Below are 18,963 nucleotides of genomic sequence, written 5' to 3' on the forward strand. Positions count from 1 at the left end.
CGTGCTCCACCCCTGTTCGGCCGAGCGTGGGCATGTGCCGCGAGGACCGGGGGCAGCCGAGCGGGATGCAGTCACCCCCCGGCGCGCCCGCTCCGCTCAGCGTGGACATCCGGATTCCCGAGACGGTCGGATATCGGCTCAAGAAACGGCTGCTCGGCCCACCCCTGGTGAGCGCGCGGCTGCGCGGCGAGAAGTTGTCCAACCCGACCGCGCTCGGGGTGCTCGCGTCCGACTGCATCTCGTCCTCGGCCTACGGCACCGAGCAGATGTTGCGCGCCCTGGTGCCCTATGTCGGCGTCGCCGCGTTCACCCTGGTGTTGCCCGTCACCTACGCGATCCTCGCGGTATTGCTGCTGCTCACGCTGTCCTACTGGGACGTGGTGAGCCTGTACAGCAAGGCCGGCGGCTCCTACATCGTGGCCCGCGACAACTTCGGGCCGCGCGTCGCGCAGATCGCCTCGGTCGCGCTGCTGATCGACTACGTGGTCACCGTGGCGGTACAGACCGCGGCCGGGACGGACGCGATCGCCTCGCTGCTGCACCTGGTGTGGCACGCCGACATCAGCGGATGGAAGCCGGAGTTGTGCGTGGGCGTGGTCGCCGTGCTCTTCTACGGCAATCTGCGCGGGGTCCGCGAGGCCGGGCGCGCATTCGCGCTGCCCGCGTATCTGTTCATCGGCGCGATGGCGATGGTGTTCGCCGTCGCGCTGGTCCGCCGGCTCACCGACGGCTCGCTGCCGCAGGCGGACGTACACGCCGCCGGCGCCGTATCGCTGGGCCAGTCGGGCAGCGGACTGCTGTACGGCGCCTCGCTGTTCGTGGTGCTGCGGGCCTTCGCCAACGGCGGCTCCTCGCTGACCGGGCTCGAGGCGCTCTCGAACAGCGTGTCCACCTTCCGCGAACCGCAGGGCCGCAACGCGCGCAAGACGCTGGTGGCGATGTCGCTGGTGCTGGCCGTACTCGTGCTCGGCATCTCGCTGCTCGCCAAGCTCACCCACGCGATCCCCTATGTGGACGGCGACCCCACGGTGATCGCCCAGGAGGCGCACCTGGTACTCGGCGAGGGCACACTCGGGCGGGCCGGGTTGATCCTGGTGCAACTGGCCACCGCGCTGATCCTGTACACCGGCGCGAACACGCCGTTCAACGGCTTCCCGTTCCTGGCCGACTTCGTCGCCGAGGACGCGTTCCTGCCCAAGATGTTGCGCAAGCGCGGTCACCGCTTGGCCTTCTCCAACGGGATCATCCTGCTCGCGGTGCCGGCCGTGGCCCTGCTCCTGGTCACCCAGGCCAGCGTGGACTCGCTGGTCGCGCTGTACGCGATCGGCGTGTTCACGGGGTTCATGATGGCCGGCGCCGGCTTGACCAAACATCACTGGACCCGGCGCAGCGGCCACTGGCGGGCCGGGGTCGTGGTGAACGCGCTCGCGGCCGGGGTGTCGGCGGCGGTGGTGCTGATCTTCGCGGTCACCAAGTTCACCGAGGGCGCGTGGCTGGTGGTGGTGCTCTTCCCGCTGGGCGTATGGGCGTTGATCCGGGTCAACCGGCGCTACCGCGAGGAGGCGGCGGCGCTCGCGGCGGCGCCGGCCACGGCCGACTTCGGGATCCGGGACCGGTCGGTGGTGGTGGTCCTGGTCGACTCGCTCGACGTCGCGGTGCTCCAGGCGGTGCGCTACGCCCGTTCGTTGCGCGCCGACGATCTGCGCGCCGCGCACTTCGTGTTGGACAGCCGGCATGCGCGGGTGTTGCGCACCCGCTGGGAGGCCAGTCGCGCGGCGGACATCCCGCTGGAGCTGATCGAGTGCCCGGACCGGCGGTTGGCCCGCGCGGTGCTCGAACTGGCCGCGCGCGAGGTCGCGGACGGCGCGTCGGGGATCACCCTGCTGCTGCCCCGACGCACCTATCCGCCGGTGATCGGCCGACTGCTGCACGGGCGGACCACCGAGTCGATCGCCTCCGCGTTGACCCGGATGCCCCACGCGGTGGCCACCATCGTGCCGTTCGACGTGGGCGCGGCGATGGCACACCGACCACCGGCACCCGGCGAGCCGGCCGCGAAGTGTGTGCCCCGGCTGCTGCCCACGGTGGACGCGGAGCCGGCCGGGCGGGCGCCGGTCGCCACTCCCGTCGCGTCCGTCGCCGAGCTCAAGTGGCGGCAACGGGCCGAGGTGGTCGGCCGGATCCGGTCGGTGTCACCGGCGCCGGAGACCGCGCGGCCCGCTCTGGAGGTGGACCTGTACGACGACACCGGCGGCCTCAAACTGCTCTTCCACGGCCGCCGGCAACTCGCCGGCGTGGAACCGGGCCGCCGAATGCGGGTCCGCGGCGTGGTCGGCGAGGCGGAGGGCCACCTGGCGATGTCCGACCCCGGCTACGAACTGCTGCCCGAGGAGGGTGAGGACTAGTGCCGCGCACTGGGCCGTGGGGTGCCGCGTGGCCCGGCGGTGCTCACGGGCGGGCGGCGAACAGCACGACCAGGAGCGGTACGACGCGGATCGCCGGCACCTCGTAGTGGCCGCGGCCGACCGTGCGCAGCCAGCCGGCGGCGACCAGTTGACGCAGGTGGTGGTAGATCTGGCCGCTGGACCCCATGCCGTCGAGGGCGCCGAGTTCGGCCGCGGTGTCCGTACCGCGCAGGACCTCGCGCAGCAGGGACAGCCGTACGGGATGCCCGAGCGCGGCCAGGTGCTCCGCGAACGGCGCCCAGTCCTCGGCGAGCAACGCGTCGGCGTCGGCGGCCAGTTGCCACTCGACCGGCGGCCCCTGAGGCAGTTGTAGCGCGCCGGTGTACAACAGCGAACCGCTCCCGTAGTGCTCCTTGAGCCCGTCCAGCGCCCAGAAGGTCTCGTCGTCCCGAGCCGGGGCGGGCGCGGTGGGCGGCGGCGGGCCGGCCGCGGCTTCGAGCGCCGCGACGCGCTCGGTCAACGCGGCCAGCGCGGCCCGCGTGTCGTCGTCGTCCGCTCGATTCGCCACATCGCGAATCCTACGCAGTTACGTAATCCGGGTAATCGATCCGCGTAGTCGATCCGCGTATTCAAGCCGCGTGATCGCCTCAGTCCACCGACGAGTCGTCGGCCCGCACGGGTATCGCGTGGTATTCGACCTCGACGTAGAACTGACCGTTGGGCCGCTTCAGCCGGCGCACCGTGCGATGCCCGGTCGCACCCAGCTCGCGCAGCGCCTTCTGCACCCGATAGGGCCCCTCGGGCAACACGTCGGCGACATCCTTGCCGGTGAACTTGATCCCCTCCGGCACCGCCAACATGCACGCGAGCACCCGCCGAGCGAGGGGGCTGAGCCCACTGTCCGAGACATCCGACACGGGATCACGTCCCTACGGCTCAGTCGACCAGATCGGCCGTGTCGATGGTCATCGAGAACGGCTCCGGCAGTACCAACTCCTTGCCGAACGCCACCTCGTTGCTGCCCGCGTACGCGTCCCGCTCGGGGTCGGAGTAAAGGATCACCTTGCCGTATTGGCGATCGATCAACAGGTAAAACGGGATGCCGGCGAGCGCGTACGACCGGTACTTCTGCATTCGATCGCGGGTCGGGTCGGAGGACGTCACCTCGACCACGAGCAGGACGTCGTCCGGTGGCATCCACGGCCGTGCGTGTCTGAGGCTGCCGTCCGGCGCGTAGGTCGCGTCCGGCACGACGCGGTCGCCGTTGGGCAACTGCAGGCCCTTGTTGCCGGAGGCACTCAGCGCGATCGCGGAGCGCACCATCTGCAACCGGAGCCGGTCGATGATCGTCTCGTGGTCTCCGTCCGGAGGTGGTGCCACGTTGATGTTCCCGTCGATGAACTCCACCCGATCATTCTTCAGCTGCTCGGACAGCGCGAAGAATTCGGACAGCAGCGGCGTCGACTCCTCATCAGTTTCCACACGATGGGGATACACCGATCCGATGGTCGTCACACCCAGCCCTCCCCTCTCCGAGGCAACATCTGCAGACTAGTTTCCGGGCGTTGCGGACAGTAGCCCTACGAATCCGGTTCACCCGATCGGGAAAGGCGGGTCGGTCAGGCTGCGGTGACCACCGCTTCGCGGGCCGGCGGAGGGCGGATTGCCTTCGGAGCCTTCGGGGTCTTGTGCGCGAAGATCACCAGGCGCATGAAGGCGAAGCGGCCGATGCCGGCCAGGCCGGACGCGGAGAGGTAGACCGCCTGTTCGGCCAGGAAGCCGGCGTTCGGAGCGAGCGCCCGGAAGGTGAGCATCGCGGCCGTGGTGAACAGGTAGCAGACCAGTACGGTCAGCCCCGCCTTGACGTGGTCCGCCCGGCCGGGCCGGTTCCCGCCGAAGGTGAATCGGCTGTGCAGCTCGGTCGCGACCAGCGTCGAGCCCACCGTCACCAGCGCGTTGGCCACCGCGAACGGCACCTGGCCGGCGAGCAGAATCAGCGTCGCGCTGCTCGCCAGGCCGACACCACCGCCGCAGCCGACGAAGCGGGCGAAGGAGCCGACCACTCCGGGCGTCCTGGTGGTGGCGGTGCTCGTGGTGTCCATGCCGAGGAGCTTGGCGGGCAACGCTGACAGCCCCCGCACAGCCCGCTGACCGCCGCCGCCGGCCGCTGTCAGCGCCGGGGCCTGAGCCGGTTCGGTATCCCGGGGCGCGCACCACCGCCGCTCAGGGCCGTCCGGGGTCGGGTCGATCCGCCGGCTCCACCGCGCGCAGCGCGTCGACCAGGCCGTGGCCGTGGTACGAGTCCACGTTGCCCGATGTGGTGCATGGGGCCGCGCAGGGCAGGGGGTCGGCGGTGGCGTACAGGCGGGCGGTGATCTCGGCGGGGGTCCAGGTCGGGTGCCGGGCGGCGAGCAGCGCGGCCACGCCGGATACCGCCGGAGTGGCCATCGAGGTACCGGACTTGATCGCCCAGCCGCCGTCCCGGGCGGTGGACAACACACCCTCGCCCGCACCGCCGCCCGGGGCGGTCAGGTCGATCACCCCGAGGCCCGTGTTCGAGTAGCTCGCCCGGCGGCCGTCCGCGCCGAGCGCCGCGACGGTGATCACGCCCGGGAGTTCGGCGGGCAACATGCGGCACGCGGCGGTCACCGGGCGCGGGCGATCCGGCGCCCGGCCCGCGTCGTTCGGGCTGCGCCGGTCCACCGTCTTGTGCGCGAGGTCGTAGTCGTCGTTGCCCGCCGCGGCGATCGACAGGACGCCGTGGGCCGCCGCGTACGCCGCCGCCCGGCGTACCGCCTCCTGGATCACCGCCTGGTCCTCGTCGTCCGGACACAGCAGCCACCACGGGTCGTCGTAGTAGCTGTGGTTGGCGATCCGCAACCCCCGGTCCGCGTGTTCGGCCAGCCACACGAACCCGCACACGCTCGCCTCGCCGTGGAACAACGAGTCCGCGTCGCCCAGCCGCACGGCCGCGATCCGGGTCCGCGGCGCCACCCCCACCACGCCGCTCCCGTTGCGCGCCGCGGCGATCGTGCCCGCCACGTGCGTCCCGTGATCCGAGCGCGGCGCCCGCCACGCCGCGCCCGCCCGGATCGGCCGCCCGGTCGAACAGTCCACGGACAGCGCCGCGTCGAAGTTCGGCGCCAGATCGGGATGCCGGTCGTCGACCCCCGCGTCCACCACCGCCACCACCACGTCGGGGCTGCCCTCGGTGATCCGCTGCGCCTCGTAGGCGTGCACCATGGCCAGATTCCACTGCGGCGCCTCGCCCGGATCCGCCGCCGGCGCCGCCCCGACCGCCGGCGGGACCGGCGCCGTCGCCCGGATCGGCACCGTACGGGTGGCCCCCACCCGGGCCACCCCCGGCCGCCCCCGCAGCGCCGCCGCGAACCCGGGCCCACCGTGCGCCACGACCACCCCGACCGGCGCGTACGCCTGGACCACGACCCCGCCGGCCTGCCGCACCGCCGACTCGGCGAGCAGCGTCCCGGCCGCGCCGACCGACCGGGTCAACACCAGGTACGAATAGGTGTCCTGGGGCCCGTCCGCCCGCGCCGCCGGCACCGTCGTCCCGACCAACACCACCGCCGACACCACCGCCGACACCATCGCGATCGCCGCGCGCATCCTCATGTCGCCGTACATGCACCCGGCGCACCCGGGCCAACCGAGGCTTCACCCGTACGGGCAACCCGCGCTCACGTGGTGATGTCGCGCTCCGTCAGCCGGGCCCACGCCGCCGCGCCGAAGATCGCCGCATACGCCGCCTGGATGCCCAGGTTGCGCAGGATCTCGCCGGTGGGGATCGGATTCCGCAGCAGATCGCCGAAGCTCATCCACGCGTCGGTGAACAACCACGGATGGAGCGTGGACAGTTGCGGAATGTTGCTCAGGATCGAGGTCACGATCACCACGCCCACCGTGGTGGCCATCGCCGCCACCGGCACCGTGGTCAGCGTGGAGACGAACAACCCGATCGCGGCGAGCCCGACCAGCGAGGCCGCCACACACAGCGCGATCAACAACGCCCGCCAGGACGCCTCGGCCATCGAGATGTTGTCCCCGGTAAGCAGCGGCACATCACCCATCGGGAACAGCGCCGCGCCCACCACCAACGCGGACAGCGCCACGGTCAGCGTCGCGGCCAGGCAGAACGCCAGCACCCCCGCGAACTTCACCAGCAACAGCCGGGTCCGCCCGGCGGGCGCGACCAGCAGATAGCGCAACGTCCCGCCGTGCGCCTCACCGGCGATCGAATCCCCCGCGACCACCCCCACCGTCATCGGCAGGAAGAACGGCAGCGCGGCGGCCAGCGACGCGAAGACCAGGAACAGCCCATTGCCCGTCACCTGGTTGACGAAGTCGATCGGCCCACCGCCCCCACCGCCACCCCCCTTCGAGGGGTGACCGTCGTGGAAGTAGCGCAGCGCGACCCCGAGCATGATCGGTACGAAGGCCAAAAAGCCCAGCATGGCCGCCGAGCGCGGGCGCAGGAAGACCAACCGCAGCTCGCTGCGCATCAGTCCGCGCAGGCGCGGCAACCGCTCGGACCCGAACGCCTCGGTCTGCGCCGTCGAGTGCCCGAACGCGGGTGACAGGACACCGGTCTTGGGCAGTGCGTCAGTCGGTGACATCGAAGCCTTCTCCGGTCAGGGCGACGAACGCGTCCTCCAGGGACGGCCGCGCGAGGGTGAACGAACGGACCCGTACATCGGCGCGCACCAGCGCCGCGCAGATCTCGTCGGGCTCCAGCGGAGCCGGATCCGCCTCGACCCCGTCGGGTGTCGTGACGATGTCGGTCGCGCCGAGCCGGCCGAGCACCACGACTGCCGCCCCCGCGTCGGGAGTCGTGACGACCAGGCGGGCCCGGGTGCCGGCCCGCAACGATTCGACGGTGCCCTGGGTGATCAGCTTGCCGTGGCTCATCACCGCGACGTCCGTGCACACCTGCTCGATCTCGTCCAGGAGATGCGAGGACAGGAACACCGTGGTGCCGTCGGCGGCCAGCGTGCGGATCAGTGCCCGGATCTCCCGCATCCCCTGCGGGTCCAGCCCGTTGGTCGGCTCGTCCAGGACCAGCAGATCGCGCGGGCGCAGCAGTGCGGACGCGATGCCGAGGCGTTGCTTCATGCCCAGCGAGTAGGCCCGCGCCTTGCGGCCGGCCACCGCGCTCAGCCCGACCTTGGCCAGCGCCTCGTCCACCCGGGCGTTGCGCGTCCTGGGGTCGGAGCTGGGATCGGCGGCGTCCAGCCGATCCAGGTTCTGTCGACCCGTCAGGAAGCCGTAGTGCGCCGGGCCTTCGATCAGCGCGCCGACCCGGGGCAACACCTGCCCGACGGCCCCGGGCATGGGACCGTCGAGCAGGGTGACCGTGCCACCGGTCGGCCGGATCAGGCCGAGCAACATCCGGATGGTCGTGGTCTTGCCGGAACCGTTGGGCCCGAGGAACCCGAAGACGGAACCGGCGGGTACGGTCAGATCCAGTCCGTCCACGGCGAGCCGGTCCCGGCCGTAGCGCTTGGACAGCCCCTCGGTACGGATCGCCGCGGCACCGACCGCCGTGGACGCGCTCATCGCTGCGCCGCGATCCGCTGGAGCGTGTCGGCGTCGACCGCGCCGGCGAAGACCCGGCCCGTGTCGGTGGTCAACACGTTCAGCAGCCGGGTGTTGAGCAGCGTCCCGCCCGGCACCGGCTTGCCCAGCTTGCCGAGCAGACCGGTGGCGTCCTTGCCGCCGCCGCGGGGCAGTTCGACGACGGTGGACCAACCCTCACCCAGCAGACCCGGGGTCGCGTGGTCGCCGGTCGGCGCCGCAGGATCCCGTTTCGCCGCCGCCGGCTTCGCCTCGTCCGGCTTGACCTCCTTGACGGTGGCCCCGGCCAGCGTCTTGAAGTCGAACGTGCCGGCCGCCGGCTTGTCGTACGAGATGGTCTCGAAGGCGATGTCGATGGCCGGCTTGCCGCCCTTGACGCTGTCCACGGTGACCCGCAGCGGGACCCCGGTTCGGCCGTCCACGAACACCGTCGCGCCGGCGATCAGGCTGCCCTGGGTCTTGGGCGCGAAGCGCAGCTTGTACGCGTCGTGCCCGGCGACCCGGCCGGTGCCGTCCACCTTGACGTCGGTGGTCGGGCCGACCAGGTCGAGCAGTTGCCGGGCCGCGTCCTGCGGGGTGGTCGGCACGAGCGAGGCGACGTCGGGTCGACTCGTGTCCACCGTGCCGTGCGTCACGGCGTGCGCGCGGCTGTCGTAGGTCCACACGTCGCGACCGTTGTGGATGACGTTGTACTCGGCGAGATCGGACATGATGCCGATCCGTTGGCGGTCCGGGCCGTCCAGGGCCACCTGGATCCGGTTGGTGCCGGAGAGCAGCGCCTGCGGGCCGCCGCCGGCCGCCTTGCCCGGCAGGGTGGGCAGGCCGAGGTCGGTATCGATGCGGATGGTGCCGGTCAGCGCGTCGGCCCGGGCGGCGGCGACCTTGGCCGTCAACTGCTCCACGGTCTGGTCCGGCAGCCCCGGATGCGCGTCGTCGGCGAACGCGGCCGGCCCGAAGGTGACGGCGCCGACGGTGGCCGCGGCGATCGCGGCCGGTACGGCGTAGCGCCACGGTACGGATCGGCGGGTGGTGCGTGTCATTGCGGATGCCCCCTGATGCGAGTGTCCAGTGCGACACCCCAAGGGGACCATCGGAGGCGGGCCTTCGGCGTCGGCCGTACGTCAGTCGAAAACATCACCCTGTAGGGGCGCAACACCCCTCGCCGCACAGACTTGATGCTGACCCGAACCCCCCGCCGTACTCCCCCGGGAGCAGCCCCCACACCCCTCGCACGGGTGATCCCCGGGCCGACCCGCCACCCACACCCGGACAACGCGCCCCGAAACCGCCGGCCGAGCCCTCCAACCGCGCCCGATCACTCCCCGGGGTTCAAACCGCAGCGTGTCCACCCGACGCAACGGGTGGGCGGGCGGGCAAAAACCGACTACGCACTACGCTCCACGACCAACTCGCACAGCGACGACAACGCCCGCTTCGCACTGCAATCCGGCAGCGGCGCCAACACCTCGCGAGCCTCTTCGGCATAACGCCGAGTGTCCTCCCGCGCCTTCGTGAGCGCCGGATGCCCCCGCAACAACGAGAGCGCCTCCGCGTGCTCGTCGTCGTCGGTGATCGGCCCGTCCAGCAGATCGAGCAGTCGCCGGTCCGCCGACGCCGACGCCCCCGCCACCCCCGCGCGCAGGTGCAACACCGGCAGCGTGGGCACCCCTTCGCGCAGGTCCGTCCCCGGCGTCTTGCCGGACTCGGTGGCCTCGCTCGCGATGTCGAGCACGTCGTCCGCGAGTTGGAACGCGACCCCGAACCGCTCGCCGTACCGGGTCAGGATGTCCACCACGTGCTCGTCGGCGCCCGCGAACATCGCGCCGAACTGCCCGGACGCGGCGATCAGCGAGCCGGTCTTGTCCGCCATCACCGACAGGTAGTGCTCGACCGGGTCGTCGCCCGGGCCGGGGCCGACCGTCTCCCGGATCTGCCCGGTGACCAGCCGCGCGAACGCCCGCGCCTGGATCCGTACCGCCTCGTTGCCCAGGTCGGCGACGATCTCCGAGGCGCGGGCGAACAGGAAGTCGCCGGTCAGGATCGCCACCGAGTTGTCCCACCGGGAGTTCGCGCTGGGCGCGCCGCGCCGCAGCGGCGCCTCGTCCATCACGTCGTCGTGGTAGAGCGTGGCCAGGTGGGTCAGTTCGCACACCACCGCCGCGGGCACCACGCCCGGCGCCTGCCAGTCGCCGAACTGGGCGGCGAGCAGCACCAGCAGCGGCCGGAACCGCTTGCCGCCCGCCTCGACGAGGTGGCGCGAGGTCTGCGTCAGGTAGGGGAACTCGCTCTTGGTGGCCGCCAGGAGCTCCTGCTCCACGGCGGCCATCCCCGCCCGGATATCGGCGTCGAGAGTCTCGTCCGTGACGCTCAGCCCGAAGGGCCCCACGATCGCCATGACGGTTCTCTCCTGTCGATCACGCAGAGTCTCTGCGTCGTGCTCAATGGACGAACAAGGCTGCCTTGTCCGCGAGGTCCAGTACCGGCTGCGGCAGGATGCCAAGGACCACGGTAACGGCTACCCCGAGCGCGATGGCAGCGGTGGTCATCACGCTCGGTACCACCACGGTCGGACCGTCCACCTTGGGCTCCGAGAAGAACATCAACACGATGACCCGTACGTAGAAGAACGCGGCGATCGCACTGCACAGCACACCGACCACCACCAGGCTGCCCGCACCGCCGCGCGCCGCCGCCTGGAAGACCGCGAACTTTCCGGCGAAACCGCTGGTCAGCGGGATGCCCGCGAAGGCGAGCAGGAACAGTGCGAACACTCCTGAGACCAGCGGGGAACGCCTGCCCAGACCCGCCCAGTGGGACAGATGGGTCGCCTCGCCGCGCGCGTCCCGTACCAGTGTGACGACCGCGAACGCACCCAGAGTGACGAACCCATAGGCCACAAGGTAGAACATCGTGGACGACACGCCCGCATCGTTCATCGCGATCATTCCGGTCAGGATGAAACCGGCGTGCGCGATCGAGGAGTAGGCGAGCAGTCGCTTCACGTCGGTCTGGGTGATCGCGACGATCGCGCCGGCCACCATGGTCGCGATCGCGACGCCGATCATCACCGGCCGCCAGTCCCAGCGCATCCCGGGCATCGCGACGTAGAAGAAGCGCATCATCGCGCCGAACGCGGCCACCTTGGTGGCCGCCGCCATAAACCCCGTGATCGGGGTCGGCGCGCCCTGGTAGACGTCCGGCGTCCAGGAGTGGAACGGCACCGCGCCGACCTTGAACAGCAGGCCGACCGCGACCATCGCGAGCCCGATCAGCAACAATGCGTCGTTGTCCATCGCGCCGCCGGAGGCGACCGCGATCTTGTCCAGCGACACGCTGCCCGAGTAGCCGTAGAGCATGGCCACGCCGAACAGGAAGAACGCCGAGGAGAACGCGCCGAGCAGGAAGTACTTGAGCGCGGCCTCCTGGGACAACAACCGGTTGCGCCGGGCCAGGCCGCACAGCAGGTAGAGCGGCAGGGAGAGGATCTCCAACGCGACGAACATCATCAACAGGTCGTTGGCCGCCGGGAAGAGCAGCATGCCCACCAGCGAGAACATGGTCAGCGGGTAGACCTCGGTCTGCGTCCACCCGGCCGCCGTCGCGTCCTTCTCCTGCTGGCTGCCCGGCGCCGCCGCGGCCTGCGGGGCGAACGCATCGCCCCCGGCCGGTTCCAGCTTGCGCTCGGCGATCAGCAGCACCGAGGCGATGCCGATCAGCAGCAGGGTGCCCTGGAGGAACAGCGACGGGCCGTCCACCGCGACGGCGCCCATCGCGGTGATGCTGCCCCGGTGGTCGGCCGGGAGCTCGCGGGCCTGCCACACGACCGCGCCGAAGGCGCCGATCATGCCGACCAGGGCCACCGTGAGCTGGGCGCGGTAGCGGGCCGCTCGGGGCAGGAACGCCTCGATCAGCACGCCGACCACGGCGACGCCCGCGATGATCAGGATCGGCGACAACTTGCCGTACTCGATGGTGGGCGCGTCCACCTTCGTCACGGCGAGCGTTGCCGCCTCGGCGGTGCTCATGCTCACTTGGAGCCTCCAGTGGTGTGCGCCTCGGTGCCCGCGGCCTGTTCGATGGGCTTGGTGGGCGCCGGGTCCTTCTGCTCCACCCGGCTGAGTGTGTGGTCCACGGCCGGATTCACCGCGTCGAGCACCGGCTTCGGGTAGACGCCGAGCACGAGCAGGAACGCGATCAGCGGTACCACCACCGCCAGTTCGCGCGGCACCAGGTCGCGAAGCTTCTCGTTGCCCGGCCGCAGCGGGCCGGTCATGGTGCGTTGGTAGAGCACCAGTACGTACAGGGCGGCGAGCACGATGCCGGTGGTGGCGAAGATCGCGGCCACCTTGTACTTCGTGAACGCGCCCACCAGCACCAGGAATTCGCTCACGAACGGGGCGAGTCCCGGCATCGAGAGGGTCGCGAGTCCGGCCACCAGGAACGTACCCGCGAGAATGGGGGCGACCTTTTGCACGCCGCCGAAGTCGGCGATCGTCTTGCTGCCGCGCCGGGTGATCAGGAAGCCCGCGATCAGCAGGAGCGCCGCGGTGGAGAAGCCGTGGTTGACCATGTAGAGCGTGGCGCCCGACTGGCCCTGACTGGTCATCACGAAGATGCCCAGGATGATGAAGCCGAAGTGCGAGATGGACGTGTACGCGATCAGCCGCTTGATGTCGGTCTGACCGACCGCGAGCAGTGCGCCGTAGATGATCCCGATCACCGCGAGGGTGATCACCACGGGGGCGAAGAACTTCGACGCGCTCGGGAAGATCTCCAGGCAGAACCGCAACATCGCGAACGTGCCGACCTTGTCCACCATCGCGGTGACCAACACCGCGATGCCGGGGGTCGCTTCGGTCATGGTGTCCGGCAACCACGTGTGGAACGGCCAGAGCGGGGCCTTGACCGCGAACGCGAACATGAAGCCGAGGAACATCGCCTTCTCGGCGGTGGGATCGAGGTCCAGCTGACCGGTGGCCACCGCCTGCGAGATCTTCACGAAGTCGAAGGTGCCGTGCCCGTCGATCCCGATGCCCTGGTTGGCCGTCGCCACGTACAGGCCGACCACCGCGGCCAGCATGACCAGGCCGCCGAGCAGGTTGTACAGCAGGAACTTGACCGCCGCGTAGGAGCGTTGCGCGCCGCCGTAGCCGCCGATCAGGAAGTACATCGGGATCAGCATGGCTTCGAAGAAGACGTAGAACATGAACACGTCGGTGGCCGCGAAGGACACCACCACCATCGCCTCGACGAGCAACATCAGCGCGAAGAACGCGTGCGTGCTGCGCGGCGCGGGCCGCCCGGTGCCGGCCGAGCCGTCGGCGTTCACCGGCGCCTCGTCCGCGTCGTGCCACGAGGCCAGGATCAACAGTGGCATCAGCACCGCGGTGAGCAGGATCAGCACCAGGCCGATCCCGTCCACGCCCAGCGACCAGTGCACGCCGAACGAGGAGATCCAGCTGTAGCTCTCGGTGATCTGGAACCGGCCACCGTGGTTGTCGAACTTCGTCGCCACCACGATCGCGACGACGAGGGTGAGCAGGCTGAACAGCAGCGCCACGTTCTTGGCGAGCCTGCGCTTGCCGGCCGGCACGGCGGCGACGCACAGGCCGCCGACGAACGGCAGCGCCGCGAGCGTCGTCAGCCAGGGAAAGTGGCCGTTCATCGAAGTCCCTCCGCCTGGACGCCTACGGTGTGGGCGATCCGAGTTCGTGTCGGCATCGTCGTCATCACGCCATCCGAGCCATCAGCGTGCAGGCCACCACGAGCAGCGTGCCGCCGAACATGGACAGCGCGTACGAGCGGACGAACCCGGTCTGCACCTTGCGCACGCGCGCCGAGGTGCCGCCGAAGAAGGCCGCGAGTCCGCCCACGAATCCGTCCACGCCCCGGTTGTCGAACCAGACGAGCAGCCGGGTCAGGTATTGCCCGGGCCGCATCACCAGACCCTCGTTGACGGTGTCCTGGAACAGGTCCCGGCGGGCCGCCACGGTAACGAGGCCCGCGGCCGGCGCCACCGCCGGCACATCCCGGCGGGCGTACTGCACGTACGCCACCGCCGTGCCGGCCGCCACCATCGCGATCGCCATCCCGGTGACCGCCCACTCGCTCATCGGCAGGTCACCGTGCGAAAAGCCGGTGACCGGCGTCAGCCATTTGACGAACGACTCGTTGATCGCGAACAGGCCGCCCGCGAACACCGATCCGAAGGCGAGCAGGATCATCGGCCCGGTCATCGAGATCGGCGACTCGTGCGGGTGCGGCGCGTGCCAGTCGGCCGGGGCGCCCGCCGGCGCCTCCTTCCAGCGTTCCTTGCCGAAGAAGGTCAGCAACATCACGCGCGTCATGTAGTAGGCGGTGAGTCCGGCCGCGAGCAGCGTGACCGCGCCCAGGATCCAGCCGGACGTACCGCCCTTGGCGAACGCCGCCTCGATGATCTTGTCCTTGGAGAAGAACCCGGACAGCAGCGGGAAGCCGATGATCGCCAGGTAGCCCAGGCCGAAGGTGACGAAGGTGATCGGCATGTACCTGCGCAGGCCGCCGTAGCGGCGCATGTCCACCTCGTCGTTCATCCCGTGCATCACCGAACCCGCGCCCAGGAACAGCCCGGCCTTGAAGAAGCCGTGGGTGACCAGGTGCATGATCGCGAACGCGTAGCCGATCGGACCCAGGCCCGCGGCCAGGATCATGTAGCCGATCTGGCTCATCGTCGAGGCGGCCAGCGCCTTCTTGATGTCGTCCTTCGCGCAGCCGACGATCGCGCCGAACAACACGGTGATCGCGCCGACGATGGTGACCGCGAGCTGGGCGTCCGGCGAGGCGTTGAAGATCTCCGCCGAGCGGGTGATCAGGTAGACGCCGGCGGTGACCATGGTCGCCGCGTGGATCAGCGCGGAGACCGGGGTCGGGCCCTCCATCGCGTCGCCGAGCCAGGCCTGCAGCGGGAACTGCGCCGACTTGCCGCAGGCCGCGAGCAGCAACATCAGGCCGATCGCGGTCATCGTGCCGTCACTCGCACTCGCCGAGCCGCCGAGCACGTCGGCGAAGGAGAAGGTGCCGAACGTGGTGAACATCAGGAAGATCGCCACGGCCAGACCGAAGTCGCCGACGCGGTTCATGATGAACGCCTTCTTGGCGGCGGTCGCGGCACTGGGCTTGTGCTGCCAGAACCCGATCAGCAGGTAGGAGGCAAGCCCCACGCCCTCCCAACCGACGTAGAGCAGCAGGTAGTTGTTCGCCAGGACCAGCAGCAACATCGCGGCGACGAACAGGTTCAGGTAGGCGAAGAAGCGCCGACGGTTCTCGTCGTACGCCATGTAGCCGATCGAGTAGATGTGGATCAGCGAACCCACACCGGTGATCAACAACACGAAGACCATGGACAGTTGGTCGAGATGCAGGCCGATGTCGGCCTGGAACTCGTTGACCGGCGCCCAGGTCCACAGGTGCTGGTCGACCGAGCGACCCGCGCCGTCCTTGTCGAGCATGGTCGCGAACAACACCACGCCGACCACGAACGAACCGAGGGCCAGCGCGGTGGCCAGGATGTGGCCGAAGGCGTTGGTGCGTTTGCCGCCGACGAGCAGGAGCACCGCGCCGAGCAGCGGCAGGCCCACGACCAGCCACAGCGCGGAGAACGCGCCACTTGCCGCGACGGAGTGCAGCCCGCCGCCGCCCTCGTTGGCGAGCATCACGCCGGAGGCCAGGGAGGAGGTTTCGATCACCGGTTCCGACCTACCACTTCATGAGGCTGGCGTCGTCGACCGAGGCCGACCGGCGGCTGCGGAAGATGGCGATGATGATGGACAGTCCGACCACGACCTCGCACGCGGCGACGACCATCGTGAAGAACGCGATGATCTGGCCGTCGAGGTTGTCGTGCATCCGGCCGAAGGTGACGAACGCGAGGTTGCACGCGTTCAACATCAGTTCGACGCACATGAACACGACGATCGCGTTGCGCCTGAGCAGCACCCCGGCGGCGCCGATGGTGAACAACAGCGCGGACAGGTACAGGTAGTTCACCGGGTTCACGGGCGCCCCTCCTTGGAGCCTGCGCCGGCGGCAACCTCATTGCCCGGCCCGTCGCCTGACGAAGCGTCGGCTTCCCCGCGCTCCTGCCGGGCGGTGGGCACCGGCGCCGCCGAGGGCGCGTCCGACTCGTCCGGCCACGCCTCGTCGTCGATATCCGCGCCGGTGCTCTCCAACTCGGCGACGCTGTGCACCGCCTCGGCACTGACATCGCGGATCTGGCCGCGCGCGCGGAGCGTGTCGTTGATGGACAGTTGCGAAACGCTGCCGTCCGGGAGCAGGGCGCCCACGTCCACCGCGTTGTGCCGGGCGTAGACCCCGGGCGTGGGCAGCGGCGCGACCTGCTTGTTGTCCCGAATCCGCGCCTCGGACAGCTCACGTTGCGTCTTGCGCGGCACCAGGCGTTCGCGGTGGGCGAGCACCATCGCGCCGACCGCCGCGGTGATCAGCAGCGCGCTGGTCATCTCGAACGCCCAGATGTACTTGGTGAAGATCTGGTGCGCCAGGCCCTGCACATTGCCCTGCGAAGCGGCGCGCAGTGCGTCGTCGTTGGTCTCCGCCGGATAGACCGGGCGGCTGCCCGGCGTCTTGGTGGCAAGGGCGGTGAAGTGGGTGATGGACGCGTTGGCGATGCCTGCGGTCAGCAGGATGCCGAAGCCCAGGCCGAGCCCGGCGGCGGCGATCCGCTGACCCTTGAGGGTCTCCTTGAGCGAGTCCACCGACGAGACGCCGACCAGCATCAGCACGAACAGGAACAACATCATGATCGCGCCGGTGTAGACCACGATCTGCACGATGCCCAGGAACACCGCGCCCTGGGCCAGATAGAAGATGGCCAGGCACATCATCGTGGTGGCCAGGGCGAGCGCGCTGTGCACCGCCTTCTTCATGAAGACCGTGCCCAGCGCGCCGATCAGCGCGACGGTCGCGAGCACCCAGAACTGCAGGGCCTCGCCGGTGGAGGTCTTGGTGACCTCGGCCGCCAGGTCGATTCCGGGACTCATCGGCCCGCCTCCGTCCCCTGCTTGCCGTGGCCGGCGTCCACCACGGCCGGGGCCCGAACCTGGGTCACCGTCCCGGGCGCGGCCTCGGTGATCTTGCCCAGGTAGTAGTCGGTGTCGGTGGTACCCGGGTACATCTCGTGCGGCGCCGGGACCATGCCCTCGTGCAGCGGCGCGAGCAACTGCTCCTTGGTGAAGATCAGGCTCGCCCGGCTGGTGTCGGCCAGCTCGAACTCGTTGGTCATGGTCAGCGCCCGGGTCGGGCAGGCCTCGATGCACAGGCCGCAGAAGATGCAGCGCAGGTAGTTGATCTGGTAGTTGCGGCCGTACCGCTCACCGGGCGAGTAGCGCTCCTCGGCGGTGTTGTCGGCACCCTCCACGAAGATCGCGTCGGCGGGACACGCCCACGCGCACAGTTCGCAGCCGATGCACTTCTCCAGGCCGTCGGCATAGCGGTTGAGCTGGTGCCGGCCGTGGAATCGCGGTGCGGTGACCTTCTTCTCGTACGGGTAGTACTCGGTGTTCGCCTTCTTGAACATCGTCGCGAAGGTGACACCGAACCCCGCGACCGGTCCGAGGAACTTGGGCACGGGTCTATGCCTCTCCTTCAGTGCGGTCGTCGCGGTCGTCCGGGAGCTGCGCCGCGGGCGCCCCGACCGGCTCGGGTCTGCGCACGTTGCGGCGCGGCACCGGCGGGAGTTGTTGTCCCGGCATCGGCGGTACGGGGAACCCGCCCGCCATCGGGTCGAACGGTTCGGGGCCGGCCGCCTGCGCGTCGGCCTCCTCGTCCCGGTTCGGGGTGACCGCGTCCCACAGGATCGACAGCAGCAGCAGGGCGACCACGCCGCCCGCCACCCACAGCACGATCCGGGACTGCTCGTAGCCCTCGTTCCGGAGCGCGCGCACGGTGGCCACCAGCATCAGCCACACCAGCGAGAGCGGGATCAGCACCTTCCAGCCGATCTTCATGAACTGGTCGTAGCGGAACCGCGGCAGCGTGCCGCGCAGCCAGATGAAGACGAAGATGAAGGCCTGGACCTTGAGGAAGTACCAAAGGAAGGGCCACCAGCCGGAGTTGGCGCCCTCCCAGACCGCGGTGACCGGCCACGGCGCGAGGTAGCCGCCGAGGAAGAGGGTGGTCGCCAGCGAGCTGACCACCACCATGTTCACGTATTCGGCCAGGAAGAACAGCGCGAACTTCAGCGACGAGTATTCGGTGTGGAACCCGCCGACCAGCTCGCCCTCGGCCTCGGGCAGGTCGAACGGCGCCCGGTTGGTCTCGCCGATCATCGCGACGACGTAGATGATGAACGAGACCGGCAGCAGGATCGCGTACCAGGTGTCGTGCTGCGCGGCGACGATCTCCGAGGTGGACATCGAGCCGGAGTAGAGGAACACCGCGGCGAACGACAGGCCCATCGCGATCTCGTAGGAGATCATCTGCGCCGAGCTGCGCAACCCGCCGAGCAGCGGGTAGGTCGAGCCGGAGGACCAGCCCGCGAGCACGATGCCGTAGATGCCCACGGATGCGACCGCGAGGATGTAGAGGACCGCGACCGGCAGATCGGTCAGTTGCAGGTGGGTGCGGTGCCCGAAGATGGAGACCTCGGGCCCGAACGGGATCACCGCGAACGCCATGAAGGCCGGCACCATCGCCACGATCGGCGCGATGATGTAGACCGCCTTGTCGGCGCCCTTGACCGTGATGTCCTCCTTGAGCGCCAACTTGACGCCGTCCGCGAGGGACTGGAGCAGGCCCTGCGGGCCGGTGTACTTGGGCCCGATGCGCATCTGCATCCAGGCCACGACCTTACGTTCCCACCAGATCGCGAACAGCGTCATGACGACGCAGAACGCGAAGATGAGCACCGCCTTGAGCAGGATCAGCCACCAGACGTCGGTGCCGAACCCGACCGCGGCGAGCTGCATGCCGC

At 70.0% G+C, this 18,963-nt stretch carries 16 protein-coding genes and 1 pseudogene; 1 reads left to right on the forward strand and 16 read right to left on the reverse strand.

Translation table 11 applies throughout. The annotated features are described in order from the left end of the window. Positions 1 to 65 precede the first annotated feature (65 nt). Positions 66 to 2,021, forward strand: a pseudogene (locus ABIA38_RS42595) (APC family permease); the annotation flags it as partial. 427 nt (positions 2,022 to 2,448) lie between these two features. On the opposite strand, the gene ABIA38_RS42600 reads toward ABIA38_RS42595, so the two are convergent. The 16 genes from ABIA38_RS42600 to nuoH all read right to left on the reverse strand — a co-directional run bounded on the left by ABIA38_RS42600 (position 2,449) and on the right by nuoH (position 18,958). Further along, positions 2,449 to 2,973 carry an ArsR family transcriptional regulator gene (locus ABIA38_RS42600; RefSeq protein ID WP_424644395.1) on the reverse strand — a complete coding sequence of 175 codons (525 nt, stop codon included), beginning with the start codon at positions 2,971 to 2,973 and terminating at the stop codon, positions 2,449 to 2,451. A gap of 79 nt (positions 2,974 to 3,052) precedes the next feature. Continuing rightward, positions 3,053 to 3,322, reverse strand: a complete 270-nt coding sequence (locus ABIA38_RS42605) for a hypothetical protein (protein ID WP_424644396.1) — start codon at positions 3,320 to 3,322, stop codon at positions 3,053 to 3,055. A 19-nt stretch (positions 3,323 to 3,341) separates the two neighbouring features. Then, on the reverse strand, positions 3,342 to 3,887 hold the full coding sequence (locus tag ABIA38_RS42610; RefSeq protein WP_424644397.1) for a Uma2 family endonuclease: 546 nt from the start codon (positions 3,885 to 3,887) through the stop codon (positions 3,342 to 3,344). A gap of 137 nt (positions 3,888 to 4,024) precedes the next feature. Next, positions 4,025 to 4,507, reverse strand: a complete 483-nt coding sequence (locus tag ABIA38_RS42615) for a hypothetical protein (protein ID WP_424644398.1) — start codon at positions 4,505 to 4,507, stop codon at positions 4,025 to 4,027. Between the two features lie 121 nt (positions 4,508 to 4,628). Further along, on the reverse strand, positions 4,629 to 6,038 hold the full coding sequence (locus tag ABIA38_RS42620; RefSeq protein ID WP_424644399.1) for a S8 family serine peptidase: 1,410 nt from the start codon (positions 6,036 to 6,038) through the stop codon (positions 4,629 to 4,631). A 65-nt stretch (positions 6,039 to 6,103) separates the two neighbouring features. Next, the gene (locus tag ABIA38_RS42625; RefSeq protein ID WP_424644400.1) at positions 6,104 to 7,039 is read right to left on the reverse strand and encodes an ABC transporter permease; all 936 of its coding nucleotides are present in this window, start codon (positions 7,037 to 7,039) and stop codon (positions 6,104 to 6,106) included. After that, the gene (locus ABIA38_RS42630; protein ID WP_424644401.1) at positions 7,026 to 7,979 is read right to left on the reverse strand and encodes an ATP-binding cassette domain-containing protein; all 954 of its coding nucleotides are present in this window, start codon (positions 7,977 to 7,979) and stop codon (positions 7,026 to 7,028) included. Before ABIA38_RS42630 ends, ABIA38_RS42625 begins: the two co-directional genes overlap by 14 nt. Continuing rightward, positions 7,976 to 9,037, reverse strand: a complete 1,062-nt coding sequence (locus ABIA38_RS42635; RefSeq protein ID WP_424644402.1) for a DUF2092 domain-containing protein — start codon at positions 9,035 to 9,037, stop codon at positions 7,976 to 7,978. Before ABIA38_RS42635 ends, ABIA38_RS42630 begins: the two co-directional genes overlap by 4 nt. A 344-nt stretch (positions 9,038 to 9,381) precedes the next feature. Next, positions 9,382 to 10,392 carry a polyprenyl synthetase family protein gene (locus tag ABIA38_RS42640; protein ID WP_424644403.1) on the reverse strand — a complete coding sequence of 337 codons (1,011 nt, stop codon included), beginning with the start codon at positions 10,390 to 10,392 and terminating at the stop codon, positions 9,382 to 9,384. Between the two features lie 43 nt (positions 10,393 to 10,435). Further along, on the reverse strand, positions 10,436 to 12,022 hold the full coding sequence (gene nuoN / locus ABIA38_RS42645; RefSeq protein ID WP_424644432.1) for an NADH-quinone oxidoreductase subunit NuoN: 1,587 nt from the start codon (positions 12,020 to 12,022) through the stop codon (positions 10,436 to 10,438). A 2-nt stretch (positions 12,023 to 12,024) separates the two neighbouring features. After that, positions 12,025 to 13,662, reverse strand: coding sequence for an NADH-quinone oxidoreductase subunit M (locus tag ABIA38_RS42650; RefSeq protein WP_424644404.1), 1,638 nt, complete (start codon positions 13,660 to 13,662; stop codon positions 12,025 to 12,027). Positions 13,663 to 13,726: 64 nt separating this feature from the next. Next, positions 13,727 to 15,721 carry an NADH-quinone oxidoreductase subunit L gene (gene nuoL, locus ABIA38_RS42655; protein WP_424644405.1) on the reverse strand — a complete coding sequence of 665 codons (1,995 nt, stop codon included), beginning with the start codon at positions 15,719 to 15,721 and terminating at the stop codon, positions 13,727 to 13,729. Between the two features lie 10 nt (positions 15,722 to 15,731). After that, positions 15,732 to 16,031, reverse strand: coding sequence for an NADH-quinone oxidoreductase subunit NuoK (gene nuoK / locus ABIA38_RS42660; RefSeq protein ID WP_020549317.1), 300 nt, complete (start codon positions 16,029 to 16,031; stop codon positions 15,732 to 15,734). Continuing rightward, positions 16,028 to 17,032: an NADH-quinone oxidoreductase subunit J gene (locus ABIA38_RS42665; protein WP_424644406.1), complete on the reverse strand. Its 1,005-nt coding sequence runs from the start codon at positions 17,030 to 17,032 to the stop codon at positions 16,028 to 16,030. Before ABIA38_RS42665 ends, nuoK begins: the two co-directional genes overlap by 4 nt. Next, a complete protein-coding gene (gene nuoI / locus ABIA38_RS42670; protein ID WP_424644407.1) occupies positions 17,029 to 17,619 on the reverse strand; it encodes an NADH-quinone oxidoreductase subunit NuoI in 591 nt (196 codons plus the stop codon). The genes ABIA38_RS42665 and nuoI overlap by 4 nt, the downstream gene beginning before the upstream one ends. Before the next feature lie 4 nt (positions 17,620 to 17,623). Beyond that, positions 17,624 to 18,958, reverse strand: a complete 1,335-nt coding sequence (nuoH, locus tag ABIA38_RS42675; RefSeq protein ID WP_424644433.1) for an NADH-quinone oxidoreductase subunit NuoH — start codon at positions 18,956 to 18,958, stop codon at positions 17,624 to 17,626. Positions 18,959 to 18,963: the final 5 nt, after the last annotated feature.

The organism is Embleya sp. AB8, from assembly GCF_049739465.1.
Classification (GTDB): domain Bacteria; phylum Actinomycetota; class Actinomycetes; order Streptomycetales; family Streptomycetaceae; genus Embleya.